A 15,243-nucleotide genomic window follows, 5' to 3' on the forward strand; every position below is an offset into this window, starting at 1 on the left:
GATTAAGCTTCCTTCTGGTTTGGTGTTTTGCACAAGCGGTCAAGGATGATTGCGACTAATACAATCGCTAATCCAGCTTCAAAACCTTGTGAGATGTTCACTGTGTTCAATGCACGAACAACAGGTTTACCAAGTCCGTCAGCACCGACAAGAGCGGCGATAACCACCATCGAAAGCGACAACATAATACATTGGGTTACACCCGCCATGATACTTGGTAGAGCCGCCGGTAATTCGACCTTCATCAGCAATTTCATGCGGCTGGCACCAAACGCTTTACCCGCTTCAATCAACTCTTCCGGCACTTTAGTGACGCCTAAGTAGGTTAAACGAATCGGTGCAGCTATCGCGAAAATAATGGTCGAGATTAAGCCAGGAACAATACCCAAGCCGAATAGAACCAGAGTTGGAATCAGATAAACGAAAGTTGGGACTGTCTGCATCAAATCAAGGATTGGACGCAAAACTGTATAGAGCCAAGGACGGTGAGCAGCCATGATGCCAACCGGTACGCCAATTAATACGGAAATCGTTGTCGCCGCAAAGACGAGAACAAAGGTTTCCAGCATTTCTTGCCAGTAGCCGAGGTTAAGAATAGTCAGCAGTGCCGCGACCACAAAGATCACTAGCGAAGGTTTACGGTGTAAGTACCATGCAATCGCAGCAGTCATCACGATTGGCAGTGCAGGCGGCATCCACTTAAATACATCGACTAAAAACATAATGACGGTTTCTAGAAAAATCGAAATAGCGTCAAAGAATCCTGCTGCATTGATTGTTAGCCAATCAACACCCGCTTCCATCCATTGTCCGACAGGGATTTTGTTTTCCGTAATAAAATTCACAATATTGCCTTTTATTATGGGTGGGCTACTTCAAACCAATCGATAAATTGGCAAGCCCACCTTTATTATTTATGTAGCTGTTGAGATAGGTAGAACTAAGCTTTAACTTGCTTTAGGTATTCAGTAACGGCTTGAGTCGCTGATTCACCTTTATGCGTTTTTACATTGTCTAACCAAGCTTCCACTTGTTGAGGGTTCTTGTTCAACCATTGTTGAGCCGCTTTTTCTGGCTTCACTTTTTGGTTAAGAATCTCTTCCATCAACTGGTTTTCCATCTCTAGAGTGAATTCTAGGTTTTGTAGAAGTTGACCGACATTTGCACACTCAGACAGGTAGTTTGAACGAACGTTAGTGTAAACATTCGCGCCACCGTAGTTAGGGCCAAAGAAGTCGTCACCACCTGATAGGTATTCCATTTCAACATTGCTGTTCATTGGGTGCAGAGCCCAACCAAGGTAAACGATCCACTGGCTACGACGAGCAGCGCGAGATACTTGCGATACCATGCCCGCTTCACTTGATTCCACTAGGCTGAAATCTTTCAAGCCAAACGCGTCAGAATCAATCATTGATTGGATTAAGCGGTTACCGTCGTTACCCGGCTCGATGCCGTAGATGCGGTCTTTAAATTTGTCGGCATGTTTTGCTAGGTCTGCGAAGCTTTTTACGCCAGAGTCGTACACGTATTTTGGTACGGCTAGCGTGTATTTTGCGCCTTCAAGGTTGGCACGAACGGTTTCAACCGTGCCCGCTTCACGGTACTTAGCAATATCGCCTTCCATGGTTGGCATCCAGTTACCTAGGAATACATCAATATCGCCGTTCGCCATTGAAGAGTAAGTCACCGGTACTGAAAGTAGGTCGGTTTTGGTTTTGTAACCAAGGCCTTTTAATAGTTCAGAAGTAACGGCGGTTGTTGCGGTAATGTCAGTCCAGCCTACATCAGCGAAGCGAACGTTTTCACATTGCTGTGGTTCAATAGAAGCGTTAGCACCAAATGCAAATGAACTAATGGCTAGTGCTGTTAACGTTTTTGTCGTCACGTTCTGAATATTTAGAGTCGTCATAATGGTTCCTTTTTATCTTTCCTTTTTCTGCTCGATATCAACACCGATAGAGAGCAGTTCTTCTGACTTTTGACTAATTTTTGTTGTTACTTTTTGCTTTTTCTATTTTTGAAATATTTTCTATTTTTTAACTAATAACAGAGGCTTACGCTTCTCTTACTGGTTTATTTATTCTTTGCTTCTCTTGCCACTCAGGTGCAATCCACACTGAAACGCCCTGCTCTTTGAGCATCGGCTTACCTAAAATCAAATCGGAAGCACGCTCAGCAACCATAATGGTCGGGGCGTTCAAATTACCGTTTGGAATGGTTGGGAAAACCGATGAGTCGACAACACGTAAATTATCGACACCGCGAACGCGACACTCTTCATCAAGCACTGCCATTGGATCATCATCTGAACCCATTTTGCAGCCACATGAAGGGTGATAAGCACTTTCAACGTTCTGCTTAACCCATTCATCAATTGCTTCATCGGAAGTAATATTTAGACCCGGCTGAATCTCTTTTCCTCGATACACATCCATCGCAGGTTGAGACAAAATCTCACGCGTCAGACGAATACAATCGCGCCAATCTTGGCGATCTTGTTCAGTCGAGATGTAGTTGAAAATGATCTCTGGCTTGGCATGCGGATCAGCAGAAGTGATCGCAACCGTACCGCGACTCTCTGGCTTGTTAGGCCCAACGTGTACTTGGAAACCGTGACCATCAAAGGCCGCTTGTCCGTCGTAACGCATCGCTGCTGGTAGGAAGTGATATTGAATGTTTGGCCACTTCAATCCTTTGCGAGAACGAATAAACGCGCACGATTCAAAGTGGTTAGTGGCACCAAGGCCTTTACGAGTCAAAATCCATTCTGCACCAATCATGCCTTTGCTGACTAAACCAAGCTTGCTGTTGAGCGTGATGGGTTCGTTGCAGTGATATTGGAAGTACACTTCTAGGTGATCTTGAAGGTTTTCACCTACGCCATTCAGCTCGTGTTTAAGCTCAACGCCTGCCTTTTCAAGCACGGCTTTCGGGCCGATACCAGAAAGCTGAAGCAGTTGAACAGAACCGATAGAACCCGCAGAAGAGATCACTTCTTTGTTCGCCACAGCCACTTGAGTATTGCCTGACTTTTCAAACTCGACACCGACGGCTTTCAAGCCTGATTGACCTTTTGATGACTGGTCTTTTACGTCGAGTGCTTCAAGTAAGAAACGACGCGCCACGATACCTTTCTTCAAGGTTAGGTTTGAACGCTTCAATGCTCGACGTAGATAAGCGTTAGAGGTTGAGGCTCTAACACCCTTGTCTACCGTCATATGCATGGTGCCGAAGCCTTCTTGCTGGTAGCCGTTGTAATCTTGTGTTTCTGGGTAACCGGCGTCTTTACCTGCATCGATGAACGCTTGGTAAAGCGGGTTAAGCTCCATATCGTTACCGTTACAAGTGCCGACAGGACCATTGTCACCACGGTATTCATCACCGCCTTTGTTCCATGATTCAGCGCGGCGGAAATAAGGCAGACATGCTTGGTAGTTCCAACCCGCAGCGCCCTCTTCTTCCCATTGGTCAAAATCACACGCGTGGCCACGAACATAAACCATGCCGTTAATTGATGAGCTGCCGCCTAAAACTTTGCCACGTGGGCAGTGCAGTTCACGTCCATCAAGGCCCGGTTCTTTCTCTGTTTCAAATTGCCAAGCGTACTTTTCAGTATTCATTGGGTAAGAAAGCGCGGTTGGCATTTGGATAAAAATACTCTTGTCCGTGCCACCAGCTTCCAGTAATAAAACGCTATGTTCACCGCTTTCCGTTAGCCTATCCGCTAACACACAGCCGGCCGAACCCGCGCCGACGATAATATAATCGTAGCGTTGTTCCATGTTTTGATTTCCCTGAGATGAGTCAGTAGGGCTAGCTCTGTTAAGCTAACCCATAAAATTGAGTGTTACGCGTTAGGCATAAGGGCTGGCGTAGTCGCCAAGTTCAATAAGAATGCTCTTAGTCTGCGTATAGTGAAGTAGGGTTTCTGGTCCATTTTCACGGCCAATACCTGAAAGCTTGTAACCACCAACAGGCATTTCTGCCGGTGAGTCGCCCCACGTGTTCACCCAACAAATACCTGCCTGCATTTGATGAATAACACGGTGAGCACGAGAAAGGTTTTGCGTGAACACGCCAGCCGCTAGGCCATATTTGGTGTCGTTAGCGCGGCGAATCACATCGTCTTCGTCCGTAAACTTCAACACTGACATTACAGGGCCGAAGATCTCTTGTTGAACGTGAGGCATGTTGTCTTCGCAATCCACAAACACGGTTGGGATAACAAAGTTGCCGTTCGCTAAGCCGTTGTCTGTCACTCGATAGCCGCCAGTCAGCAGAGTTGCCCCTGACTGTTTTGCCAGCTCAATCGCTTCGAGAACTTTTGAAAGGTGTTCTTTAGAAATCAACGCGCCGATCTGAGTCTCCATGTCCATTGGGTTACCAATGATCAGTTTCTCAGTGCGTATTTTAAGTTGGTCGATGAATGCGTTGTAGATGTTTTCGTGTACATAAACACGGGTACCGTTAGTACACACTTCGCCTTGGGTGTAGAAGTTAGCAACCATCGAAGCGGAAACTGCATCATCCAATTTCGCATCATCAAACACGATCATCGGTGACTTGCCGCCAAGTTCCATGGTGACTGATTTCAGCGTCTTAGCGCTGTCTGCCATTACCGCTTTACCGGTACCGGTTTCGCCCGTGAACGACACTTTCGCGATGTCTGGGTGCGCCGTTAGCATCTGACCAACACGGTAATCGCCCTGAACCACGTTAAACACGCCATCAGGAAGACCAGCTTCAGTAAAGATTTCTGCAAGCTTGAGCGCCGTTAGCGGCGTTTCTTCTGAAGGTTTGAAAATCATCGCGTTACCCGCGGCTAATGCCGGAGCCGATTTCCACATCGCGATTTGAATTGGGTAGTTCCACGCGCCAATGCCCGCACAAATGCCTAGCGGCTCGCGGCGAGTGTAGAAGAACTGAGATTCGCTCAGCGGTTGTTGGTCGCCTTGTAGCGTTGGAGCCAAGCCTGCAAAGTATTCAATAACATCAGCGCCAGACGCCACATCCACTTCAATCGCTTCTTGCAGCGGCTTGCCTGTATCAACAACCTCAAGGTTTGCAAGGTCATCATTTCGAGCTCTAAGTATTTCCACTGCCTTCAAAAGAATACGGCTGCGTTCCACAGCGGTCATTGCAGACCATACCGCAAATCCGCGTTTCGCAGATTCAATAGCACTGTCGACATCCGCTGAAGATGCTTGGCCTAACGTCGCGATAGGTTCACCGTTCGCAGGGTTAATGCTATCAAAGGTTTCACCAGAGGTTGCTTTAACCGCTGCGCCATCGATGTATAACGAGTTCATTTCCATTTGAGATTCTGACTTAATTATTGTTATTAGACTCTACTGGTCTATATGTGAGTATTGGGTGCGAATAGTGGTCGTTCTAGCTCTTGCTCTAGGTTTAGGTCTAGGTCTAGGTCTAACGCTACCACTGCGATCTATTTGCTGTGACACGAGTAGAACGTAAGTTGTTTATCTAGATAATCATTGATGATGGCACGCGCCTTTTGAGCATCGATACCATCTGGGTTTAATGTGCCTCTCAGCCACAAACCATCAATCAGAGACGCAATCCCGTGAGCAACGAGATCCGCTTGTTCATGATTCAAAATACCTTTCAACTCAAGACGTAAGTGTGAAATCAAACGTTTTTCATTCACACGTTGCAGTCTTTTCAGCTGCTCGTCATGCATTGAATATGACCAAAATGCCAACCACGCCTTCGCGACCTTATTTTCTGCTTGATAACCTTCGAAGTTGCCATCGATGATCGCGTTAATTCTCTGTTGGTGAGCATCAACAGGAAGTGCTTTTAGTGACGTGGTGATGGTATTGGAAAGTTGGCGAAGGATTTCACGCATGGTCTCTTCGAGCAGCCCATGCTTTCCACCAAAATAGTGATTAATAATGCCAGTGGAGACTCCCGCTTCTTTGCTGATCAACGCAATACTCGCGGCATGCAAACCCACTCGATCAATCACCGTCATGGTGGCTTGAACAAGCTGTGGTTTACGTATATCAGGCATCCCAACCTTCGGCATTTCTTAGTCCTTTTATTTTATATTGAACGTTCAGTTAAATATAAAATGACAGAAATTTAGTTAGGGTTCAAATGATTATTTAAAACAAACTCGTAACAATACAGCATTCAAAACAACAAAAACTATTATAAAACAATGAATTAAATATCATTTAGAGCACTAACGAAAACAATTAAAGATTTGAGGTGTGATAGTTATTGGTCAAATGTTTTTGCTCAACAAGGACAATATTTGAACAGAAAGAGAGATTCTTGAAACAAAGAGGCATTCGGAAATTAGAGGTATTTAAGTGTAAAAGATGACGAGGTATAGCGAAGTGAAAAAGAAAACCGAGCGTCCAACAAAGTGCTTGAACGCCCTCCTCTACCAGGATTCAAAATTATGACTAGATTCTAAGCGCAATTAGCCAATAATCGGCATCAACTGCCAAGATCTTTGATGCAGCATTTCGCAGCCAGATTCGGTGATGACGATGTTTTCCTCGTGTACCATCATGCGGTTTTTCGCAAACGCCATACCGGGCTCTAACGTTAACACCATGCCGGGTTTTAATATCACGTCACCATTTGGTACATGTGATGGCCACTCTGTTAGCTGCATGCCTAATCCATGCCCCATACGACCCACATCGTTGCCAAGCGCGCCGTTCTTTTCGAGCACCGACCACATGGCTTGCCACACGTCTCCGGTTGTTCGTCCCGGCTCTGCCATCGCGAGCCCCGCTTCTGTCGATTGATATACTGCGTCATAAGCCGCTATCGTATCTGGCTGCGCATGCCCAAACGCATAGTTCCGGTCAAAATCACTGAAATAGCCATCAAAGTTAGCCCCCGTATCGATGATCAGTACATCTCCTTCAGAGAGCATACGATCGGTTGGCCCCATGATGATGTTGTCATAGCCACCTTGGCCGGATGCCGAAATCAGATAAGGACACGCATCGGCGCCCAAACGCAGCATCTCCAAATGCATGGCTTTACACGCCTGTCGTTCCGTCATCCCTATCGCGAGGTTATGACGAAGATACTCAAAGCCCGCCGCTGTCACTTGGCAAGCGAAGCGTACTTTATCGATCTCCGCTTGAGACTTAACACTGCGCAGATCGCGAACCATGAATGACACATCAACCACACTATGTTGGCTCAACTTCTGCTGTAACAACGCATAGTTAGTGGCAGGCATACGTAGGTGTGTTTCCGGGCCAATCATCGAACCGATTCTGCGAGAACCTTTAGAGACTTCAGATAGCGTAGAAGCTAACAAAGAGATACCGTCATCTTCTGGCCTTGGCGACGGCCAACTGCGCACATCTTCAATCCATGTATCGTCGAAACCAGCCACACCGATCTCTGGTACTACCGCTATGGGCTTACCAACCGCTGGCACCACCAAAAACCACGGACGCGTTGGGCTTTCCCAAAACTGCGATTTGAAGCCACTGAAATACCGAAATTCTGGTTCGGTCGTAAAAAACGCAGCATCGATGTTTTGCGCGCGAAGACGTTGTTGCAACTCGACAGTACGTTGCTCGAGTTCTGCTGATTCAAACCCTCTCTGCGGAGGTGTTAACGGCAATATACTCATATCTCTATCCTTGATTGAATAAGGGTAACTCGACGGGTTAATTGAATAAGATGTCTCTTGGCAACAGAGCGATGCTTGGGAAGAAAATCAGCAACGCAGACATCAGCACCAAGATCAGGAAGAACGGCAGCGTCCCGCGAATCACTTCCATATAAGGCTTTTCAAAGATGGCGATAGCAGTAAAGATGTCGCACCCAAAAGGTGGTGTCGCTGAGCCAATGGCCATTTGCAATGTCACCATCACACCCACCAATATCGGGTCGATGCCTGCTGCATCAACAATCGGCATGAAAATCGGCGTCAAGATCAGCAAGACCACTAACGAATCCACAAACATACAGCCGACAAAGAAAGTCAGTGCGATGACAAACAATATGTACTCTGGAGAGGCACTCTCTAAGTCCAAAGGTGCTAATAGTTCTTGAGGGATTTGTTCGAAAGAGATGTACCAAGAAAAAGCCTGACCAACACCCACCAGCACAAATACAACTGCGGTAATCAAGCCAGTATTTAACGCCGCATCGCAGATGTCTTTAACGCCAAGTTTGCGATAGAAAATGCACTCAACTATGATCGCATACAGCACCGCAAACGAAGCGGCTTCTGTTGGCGTCACGACCCCAGAGTAGATACCGCCGATAATTAAAGCAGGGAAACCGAGAGGAAGAATCGCTTTCTTGATCGCTTCAATGCGTTCTGCGGTGTTGGCTTTTTCAACCAAAGTGATGGTATCGCTGTGTTTGACGCTGTAGGCATAGCTGTATAACGAGAACAAGCTCGCGAGCACTAAACCTGGGCCAATACCAGCAATGAACAATTCGCCCACACTGGCGTTGGCTAAGGTGCCATAAAGAATCAAACCAATACTTGGCGGAATAAGAAACGCGATGTCACTGGCATTGATGATCAGCGCCATCACAAAGCTGTCTTTGTACCCTGCTTGCAGCAACTTCGGGCGCATGATTTGGCCAACCGACACCACGGTCGCCTGAGTCGAACCGGAAACAGAACCGAATAAAGTACAGCTGATACACGTAGTAATCGGTAATCCACCACGCAGATGTCCGACAAACGCTTGAATCAGACCCAGCAAGTTATAGGCCGTGTGACCACGCGTCATAATATCCGCAGCTAAGATGAACATCGGCACCGCAATCAAGGCGTTCGGCGAAATGCCTGTCACCATTTGCTGAATCAGCACTCCCGGCTCAACCTGAGAGAAATGAATCAAGCCGATTAACGCGCCAACCGCTAACGGCACGATCATTGGGAAGCTCAAAAAGAGCAGAATCACCATCACAGAGACCAAAGTAAAAGTGATGACATAAATATCAAGTTCGCCGGCAATAATGTCCGAGAAAAATTGTGCAATATCACTCATTCGAATTCACCCACGTTGTTATGTTTATTCTCTATGACATCGAATGACACGTAGATTTCTTTATGCAGCAAGTTCATCAAAAAACTCATGCTGTATTGCAGCCCTGCTATGGCAAAGCCGATTGGAATAATGGAGTAGACCCAATACACCGGAAACTGCAGCGCTGGGCTAAGTCGGTTGATTGACTTCAACTCTTGGACATACAGGAAGGCGTGATAAGCGAGGTAAAACATCAACATCCCAGTCAACAATGCAATCACGGTGGTGAGCACCTTCTGGGCTTTGAAACTCAGTGAATCGTACACCGCAGTCATGCGGATATTTCGACCTTGGCGGACGGCATAGGCGAAGCCAATAAAGGTCACTGAGACAATAACAAATTGGTTAAGCTCTTCTGAGAAGAACAGGCTTTTATTGAAGGCATATCGCCCAATCGCATTGGCGGTGGAGTTGATCATCATCGCGAGAATAGCGGCTGTGATCAAAAAGCGTTCTAGCTTTTCTGTCGCGACGCTTATTTTATGTAGCAGTTTTTTCATAACAGGCAGTGCTCCATACTTCGTTCAGTGACAGGGGTCCATTGCCACAATTTGGAGAAGGTGGGGATAAGCTAACCGCTGCCAATAAACAGCGGATAGCATTCATCCTGACAACGCTTTCTATTGCGTCGCTGAAGCAGCCTTCACTTCATCTAGGATTTCTTCGAGAATGGTTTTCGCACCCTCACGCGCTTCACTTTGCTCACCGGCAGGGTAGGCATTTGCTACCACGTCATAGTAAGTCGTGTGCAGCTTTTGACTGAGGACCTTGAAGCGTTCACGCTCTTCCTCAGTTAACACAACCACTTGCATGTCTGGACGCTCTTTTAAGATCTTGTCCATGTTCTCTTTGTTGATGCGTACCTGATAGTCGTAAGCCGCTTGGTCTGCCGCTGTAATTGCTTTGTCGACCATCGCTTGCTTCTCTTTCGACAGGCCGTTGTACCACTTGCTATTGGTCGAAACCGTGCTCACATAGGGTTGCTGACCTGGGAACATTAGGTAGTCTTGAACCTCATGCCACTTCGCGTTGTAGATGAAGTAAATCGGGTTAACCATGCTATCGATGGTCTTAAGTTGTAATGAACCGTACACTTCACCCCAAGAAAGAGGAGTAGGTGTTGCACCAAACGCTTTGTAGGTTTCAACAGGAATGGTTGAAGTGAAAGTACGGATTTTCTGGTTCGCAAAATCTTCAGGTGTACGGATAGGTTTATTGCCGCCCCAAACCATTTCGCCTTCAGACATCATCGACAACAGCTTTAAGTTTACGCTCTCAAACTTAGGTGCCAGCTTGTTGTAGATGGTTGGACTTTCCGTTAAGACCTTATGCGTGATCGCTTCGTTAGTACCAAGAACATACGGTAAGCTCACCGCTTGAACTTCAGGTACGTAAGACCCTAAGTGACCCGCGCCTACCGACACAAATTGAATCGTGCCCTTAGCAGCCAGCTCTACGATGTCGTTTTCTGTACCCAGTTGACCGTAGTAATAGATGCGAACACGGATGTCGCCATCAGATTCCTTCTTGATTACTTCCGCAAATTTTTGCGCATAGATGTCTTGAACGTCTGTTTTGTCCTCTTCTGAAGCAAACTTCCATGTTTCGGCATGAACGCCAAAAACCATGCTCAAACTTAGCAGTGCTACGCCTAATCGTTTCATCCTGTCTTTCCTTTTATTATCCTAATTACACGCTGATGACCTTGGTCACTTCACGCGCTTCAGTTTTGGCTGTGTCGACAATAAACTCCGTTTAAAGTCAGCCATCTTGCAGTGCCAAATACGTCACTGCTGAATCTGTTTCTATACTTGTTACTTCAAATTGAGTTATTGCTTCTAATTGAGTTGTTACTTCTCATTGATTTACTTCTAATTCATTGTTTCTAAATAAGAATTTCTAAATTGGCCTTGCTAAACGATCGTTCACCAACTGAATCCAGTAACTCGCACCGAGATTTAAGATGCCGTCATTAAAGTCGTATTTCGGGTTATGCAGTGCGCAACCACCGACCGATTCCGTGCCATTACCCAACAGCACATAGCAGCCCGGTTTAACGCGCAACATGCTTGAGAAATCTTCCGAAATTGTCAGTGGGTCACAGGCCTCATTAACGTTCTCTACACCAAGCACCTTCTGCGCGGCGGCAACCGAATATTGGGTTTGTTGCTCGCTGTTGATGGTTGGGTAGAAGGTATTGATAAACTCGAAGTCGTAAGTCGCGCCTGCTGCCTGACAAATGCCCGCCACGATTCGCTCCATGCTTTGCTTGATTCGATCGAGGGAAGATTCAGTGAAGCAGCGACAATCGCCTTTAATGACTACTTGAGTCGGGATGACGTTGACCGTGCCATCGGTAATAAATTCGGTGGCAGAGACTACAGCCGTGTCGTGAATCGCACTGAGATTACGAGACACGATGGTTTGCAGACCAAGAATGACTTGCGAGCCAACGACGAGAGGATCGACCCCTTGATGCGGCAGAGCAGCATGTCCACCCACACCATTGATGGTGATCTCAAAGCTACTCTCACTGGCCATTAATGATCCGGGGCGAACCATCAATTCACCTTCCGCTAGACCGGGGAAGTTGTGAACCCCATACACCTCATCAATCGAGAATCGCTCAAACAAGCCATCGTCTATCATCGCTTGCGCGCCACAACCGTGCTCTTCATCGGGTTGAAAAATGAAATACACCGTGCCATCAAAAGTTGGGTTCTCGGCTAGATAACTTGCCGCACCAAGCAGCATTGCAGAGTGCCCATCGTGGCCACAAGCGTGCATCTTTCCGTCGTGTTGTGAGCAATGCGCAAAGCTGTTTTGTTCATGAATGTGCAAAGCATCCATGTCAGCTCTTAGGCCAATACTTGCCTCACTTGATCCGGAACGAAGTATCCCTACTAATCCTGTTTTACCGATGTTACGCACCACTTCAATGCCAAAGCTCTCAAGCTTACTGGCGATGAAATCAGAGGTGAGGTTGACGTCAAAGCCACACTCAGGGAAACGGTGTAAGTGTTGACGCCACTCCGTCATGCTTTGAATAAGCTGCGAAGACAGTTGGTCTGGTTTGATCGAGAAAGTAGACGGCATAGTAGTGATCCCAAAGTGTAATTCTTTGTATTAACGTTAAATGTAGAGTTAGCTTGGCTGCTGAAGTTAAACGCAAAGCGAGCAGCTTTAATCAAAGGTCGTTACAACGACTGCGACCTTCGGCAATTATCTGAGGATGGTTGGAGATGGTGCTCTAGCAGTGCACCAAACCCTTTAATGGGTATGGGGTAGTTCATCAACTGAAGCGAGTGCCAAGCCAACACCTGATTGCTGCTGACAACGGGCTTATCTAATTCCGCTTCAATGGATTCAATCACCGATGCTGCTCGCAACGCAGTGCAAGAGATAAACAGAAGATCCGCTTCAGGGTCACAGACTTGTATCGCGGCTTGTTTGATGTCCATTGGAGAAATAAACGTCATCGCAGTGTCATCTTCAAAACCAAAGCCTGCGATGCTCAACACCTCAATGCCTTGTGATTCAAAAAATGCCGCGACATCTTTATTCACGGCTTCGGTATAAGGCGTTAATACCGAGATGCGCTTAGCTTTAAAACTGTCGAAAGCCGCCAAGGCAGCGGTCACCGGATTCGTAACCGCAGCGTTTGGGCGAGACTGATGAATGAGCTGCGTAATGCGCTCGCTGCCAATCGCCACAGTGCCGGAGGTGCAAGCGTAAATCACCACATCCAATTCAGTGCCCGGTAGGATGGTATCGGCACAAGCGGCGATTCCCGGTTCCATCTTACGCAGGTTTTCTATCGTCAATGGATTGTAGTTTCTTAGGCGGCTGGTGAACGATTGCACATCGTTTGGATACAGGGCGTTTAAATCACGCTCAATATTGAAATCTGTCGCTAACGCAATCACACCGACGCGTCCTGCTGGTGCCAATTTTTCTAATTCAAACTGTAAAGTAGCGGTTGCAGATTTCATACTTTCCAACTCCTTGAGCGAGAGTTAACATCGCCCAAAGGATGTTAACAACATGTTTCATATAATTTTCAAACCCTGTCAATTTGATCTTTACATTTCGTTCACAAGATTAATAATGCACCGATAACTTTAAGGATTATCATTAAATAATTACCTTGTTGTGCAGAAATTCCGCATTTTTTCTGCGTTATAGTGGTTTTTTGTTCTCGTTCATTGAGGTCTAAATGTTAAGGCTAAATACCTTTAACTCGATCACACACTGGTTCAAAAGAAACAATTAATTTACAAACAGATATTGGGAAGTATGGGTATGACACAGCAACCTGCATTGGTGGTCGACAGTTTCGACAAGAAGATCCTCAACATCGTACAAGACTCAAACAGAGCTACCTCAGACAAGATTGCAGAAAAGGTCGGGCTCTCTCCTGCTGCTGTTCAGCGCCGTTTAAAACGCATGAGAGCGCAAGGTGTCATTCAAGCTGATGTCTCCGTTATCAACCCAAAGGCAGTCGGCCACGGAATGACGTTTATCGTTCAGGTAACGCTAGAGCGTGAGCGTGTGGATTTGATGCACAATTTCAAAAAAGAGATGAGTTCAAACCGCTCAGTACAGCAATGCTATTACGTAACCGGCAGTTCAGATTTCATCATGATTGTCACAGCAGCGGATATGGAGGGTTACGACAACTTTACTCGTGAAGCCTTCTTCGACAATGCCAATATCAAGAGCTTTCAAACCAATGTGGTGATGGATAACGTCAAGGTTGGGCTGACGATTCCAATTGATGAGCAGCGTGATTGATGACCAGCGCGATTAGAAAGCAAGGCGTGTCGTGAAATGAAGTCAGAAAAGAGAGGAAAAAAGACGGTATGAAGAAACCTTACATACCGCCAACCTTGGGGCTTACTTTATTATTCGTTGTTCGCGATTAGCTATTAACTATTAACTGCTAACTGCTAACTATGTACTTTTCGCTATTAGATTTTGTTGTCGATGATCTGTTGGTAGAGATCCGGGTCGGTTGCCCCTTCAGTACCAATCACTAGCACTCGACTGTCTTGAGTCAAATTCAATTTTTCAGCGAAGTTCGGATCTTGCTTGGCGATGATCGCTGCGGCAAATCCAGGAACTGCAGATTCCCCGCCCTCTATCGCTACTTCCGTTTGTTCGCCACTTGCCAACATGCGCATCGCTTGCGGAATGGCTTCTTCGCTCAACGTCATAAAGTCATCAGCACCATTTTGTAGAATCGTCCACGCTAAGCTTGAAACTTCACCACATGCCAAACCGGCCATCAGCGTCTCTAAGTCGCCCGTAACCACGATAGGTTTTCCAGCTTGAGCACTCTTCTGTAAGCAGTTAGCCTGCTCAGGTTCTATGATTACAAAACGTGGACGATCGACGCCCCATAGATCCCAGAAGTAACCACAGACAGCAGATGCCAAACCACCCACTCCCCCTTGTACAAAGACATGGGTTGGAATCTCGCCATTCAATTGCTCTACAATTTCAGCCAACATCACGGTATAGCCTAGAGCAACGTCTTTAGGGATTTCCATGTAGCCTTCGTAAGAGGTGTCCGAAACAATCACGCGATTTTGCGCTTTAGCTTCTGAGTCGGCCAAACGAACGGATTCATCGTAGTTACCAGTAATGCGTACTACTTCTGCACCGAACGCTTCCATCGCTTGCTTGCGGCCTTCCGAGACGTCACGGTGAATGTAGATAACACAACCACAACCAAACATTTGTGCGCCCCATGCGACGGAGCGACCATGATTTCCGTCTGTCGCACAGCTGACAACGATTTCAGCAACTTCTGATTTCCACTCCCCGTTGAGCAGCTCACTGATGGTAGGGTTCTTCCCATAGCGATTGGCGATTTCAATCTGAAGCTGACGAGCAACGGCATAAGCGCCGCCCAGTGCTTTAAAACTCTTCAGGCCAAAACGTTGCGATTCATCTTTGTACCAAAACTTGTTTACGCCGATCTCAGCAGAGATTGCATTCAGCTCGTGTAGAGGAGTAACAGAGTAGCCTGGCCATTGAGAGATATCTTTAATCGCCTGTTGAGAGTTCGCGACACTTAAAATGTCACGCTGCCCACTCGAGTATTCCAATTCAGGGCGTGCTTGAGGGTTAGCGTAGTGGGTCAGAGTGCCTGCCAGTAACTGCATAAATGATCGTCCTTATT

General features: G+C 46.6%; 13 protein-coding genes. 1 reads left to right on the top strand and 12 read right to left on the bottom strand.

Annotation, left to right across the window (positions count from 1 at the left end; translation table 11 throughout):
• Positions 1-2: 2 nt before the first annotated feature.
• From choW to OCU90_RS23710, 11 genes are all read right to left on the bottom strand, one after another.
• Positions 3-845: a choline ABC transporter permease subunit gene (choW, locus tag OCU90_RS23660; RefSeq protein ID WP_009845976.1), complete on the bottom strand. Its 843-nt coding sequence runs from the start codon at positions 843-845 to the stop codon at positions 3-5.
• Between the two features lie 95 nt (positions 846-940).
• A complete protein-coding gene (locus tag OCU90_RS23665; protein WP_061021019.1) occupies positions 941-1,912 on the bottom strand; it encodes a choline ABC transporter substrate-binding protein in 972 nt (323 codons plus the stop codon).
• A 145-nt stretch (positions 1,913-2,057) separates the two neighbouring features.
• Positions 2,058-3,785 (bottom strand): choline dehydrogenase, encoded by a 1,728-nt coding sequence (betA, locus tag OCU90_RS23670; protein ID WP_061021021.1) that lies wholly within the window; start codon positions 3,783-3,785, stop codon positions 2,058-2,060.
• A 72-nt stretch (positions 3,786-3,857) separates the two neighbouring features.
• Positions 3,858-5,318 (bottom strand): betaine-aldehyde dehydrogenase, encoded by a 1,461-nt coding sequence (gene betB / locus OCU90_RS23675; RefSeq protein ID WP_061021022.1) that lies wholly within the window; start codon positions 5,316-5,318, stop codon positions 3,858-3,860.
• A gap of 131 nt (positions 5,319-5,449) precedes the next feature.
• Positions 5,450-6,052, bottom strand: coding sequence for a transcriptional regulator BetI (gene betI, locus OCU90_RS23680; protein ID WP_004732441.1), 603 nt, complete (start codon positions 6,050-6,052; stop codon positions 5,450-5,452).
• A 402-nt stretch (positions 6,053-6,454) separates the two neighbouring features.
• A complete protein-coding gene (locus OCU90_RS23685; RefSeq protein WP_061021024.1) occupies positions 6,455-7,636 on the bottom strand; it encodes a M24 family metallopeptidase in 1,182 nt (393 codons plus the stop codon).
• Positions 7,637-7,673: 37 nt separating this feature from the next.
• Positions 7,674-9,017 carry a TRAP transporter large permease gene (locus OCU90_RS23690; RefSeq protein WP_061021025.1) on the bottom strand — a complete coding sequence of 448 codons (1,344 nt, stop codon included), beginning with the start codon at positions 9,015-9,017 and terminating at the stop codon, positions 7,674-7,676.
• On the bottom strand, positions 9,014-9,556 hold the full coding sequence (locus OCU90_RS23695) for a TRAP transporter small permease (RefSeq protein WP_061021027.1): 543 nt from the start codon (positions 9,554-9,556) through the stop codon (positions 9,014-9,016). Before OCU90_RS23695 ends, OCU90_RS23690 begins: the two co-directional genes overlap by 4 nt.
• Positions 9,557-9,676: 120 nt before the next feature.
• A complete protein-coding gene (locus OCU90_RS23700; protein WP_004732448.1) occupies positions 9,677-10,720 on the bottom strand; it encodes a TRAP transporter substrate-binding protein in 1,044 nt (347 codons plus the stop codon).
• A gap of 235 nt (positions 10,721-10,955) precedes the next feature.
• Positions 10,956-12,152: a M20 aminoacylase family protein gene (locus tag OCU90_RS23705; RefSeq protein WP_061021029.1), complete on the bottom strand. Its 1,197-nt coding sequence runs from the start codon at positions 12,150-12,152 to the stop codon at positions 10,956-10,958.
• 101 nt (positions 12,153-12,253) lie between these two features.
• Positions 12,254-13,048 carry a maleate cis-trans isomerase family protein gene (locus tag OCU90_RS23710; protein ID WP_061021031.1) on the bottom strand — a complete coding sequence of 265 codons (795 nt, stop codon included), beginning with the start codon at positions 13,046-13,048 and terminating at the stop codon, positions 12,254-12,256.
• A 310-nt stretch (positions 13,049-13,358) separates the two neighbouring features.
• Here OCU90_RS23710 and OCU90_RS23715 point away from each other — a divergent pair, with 310 nt between their 5' ends.
• Entirely contained in the window at positions 13,359-13,850 is a 492-nt protein-coding gene (locus tag OCU90_RS23715) for an Lrp/AsnC family transcriptional regulator (protein ID WP_004732456.1), read from the top strand.
• A gap of 176 nt (positions 13,851-14,026) precedes the next feature.
• On the opposite strand, the gene OCU90_RS23720 is transcribed toward OCU90_RS23715, so the two are convergent.
• Positions 14,027-15,226, bottom strand: coding sequence for a diaminopropionate ammonia-lyase (locus tag OCU90_RS23720; RefSeq protein ID WP_061021032.1), 1,200 nt, complete (start codon positions 15,224-15,226; stop codon positions 14,027-14,029).
• Positions 15,227-15,243: the final 17 nt, after the last annotated feature.

The sequence above is a fragment of the Vibrio splendidus genome (genome assembly GCF_024347615.1).
Lineage (GTDB): Bacteria > Pseudomonadota > Gammaproteobacteria > Enterobacterales > Vibrionaceae > Vibrio > Vibrio splendidus.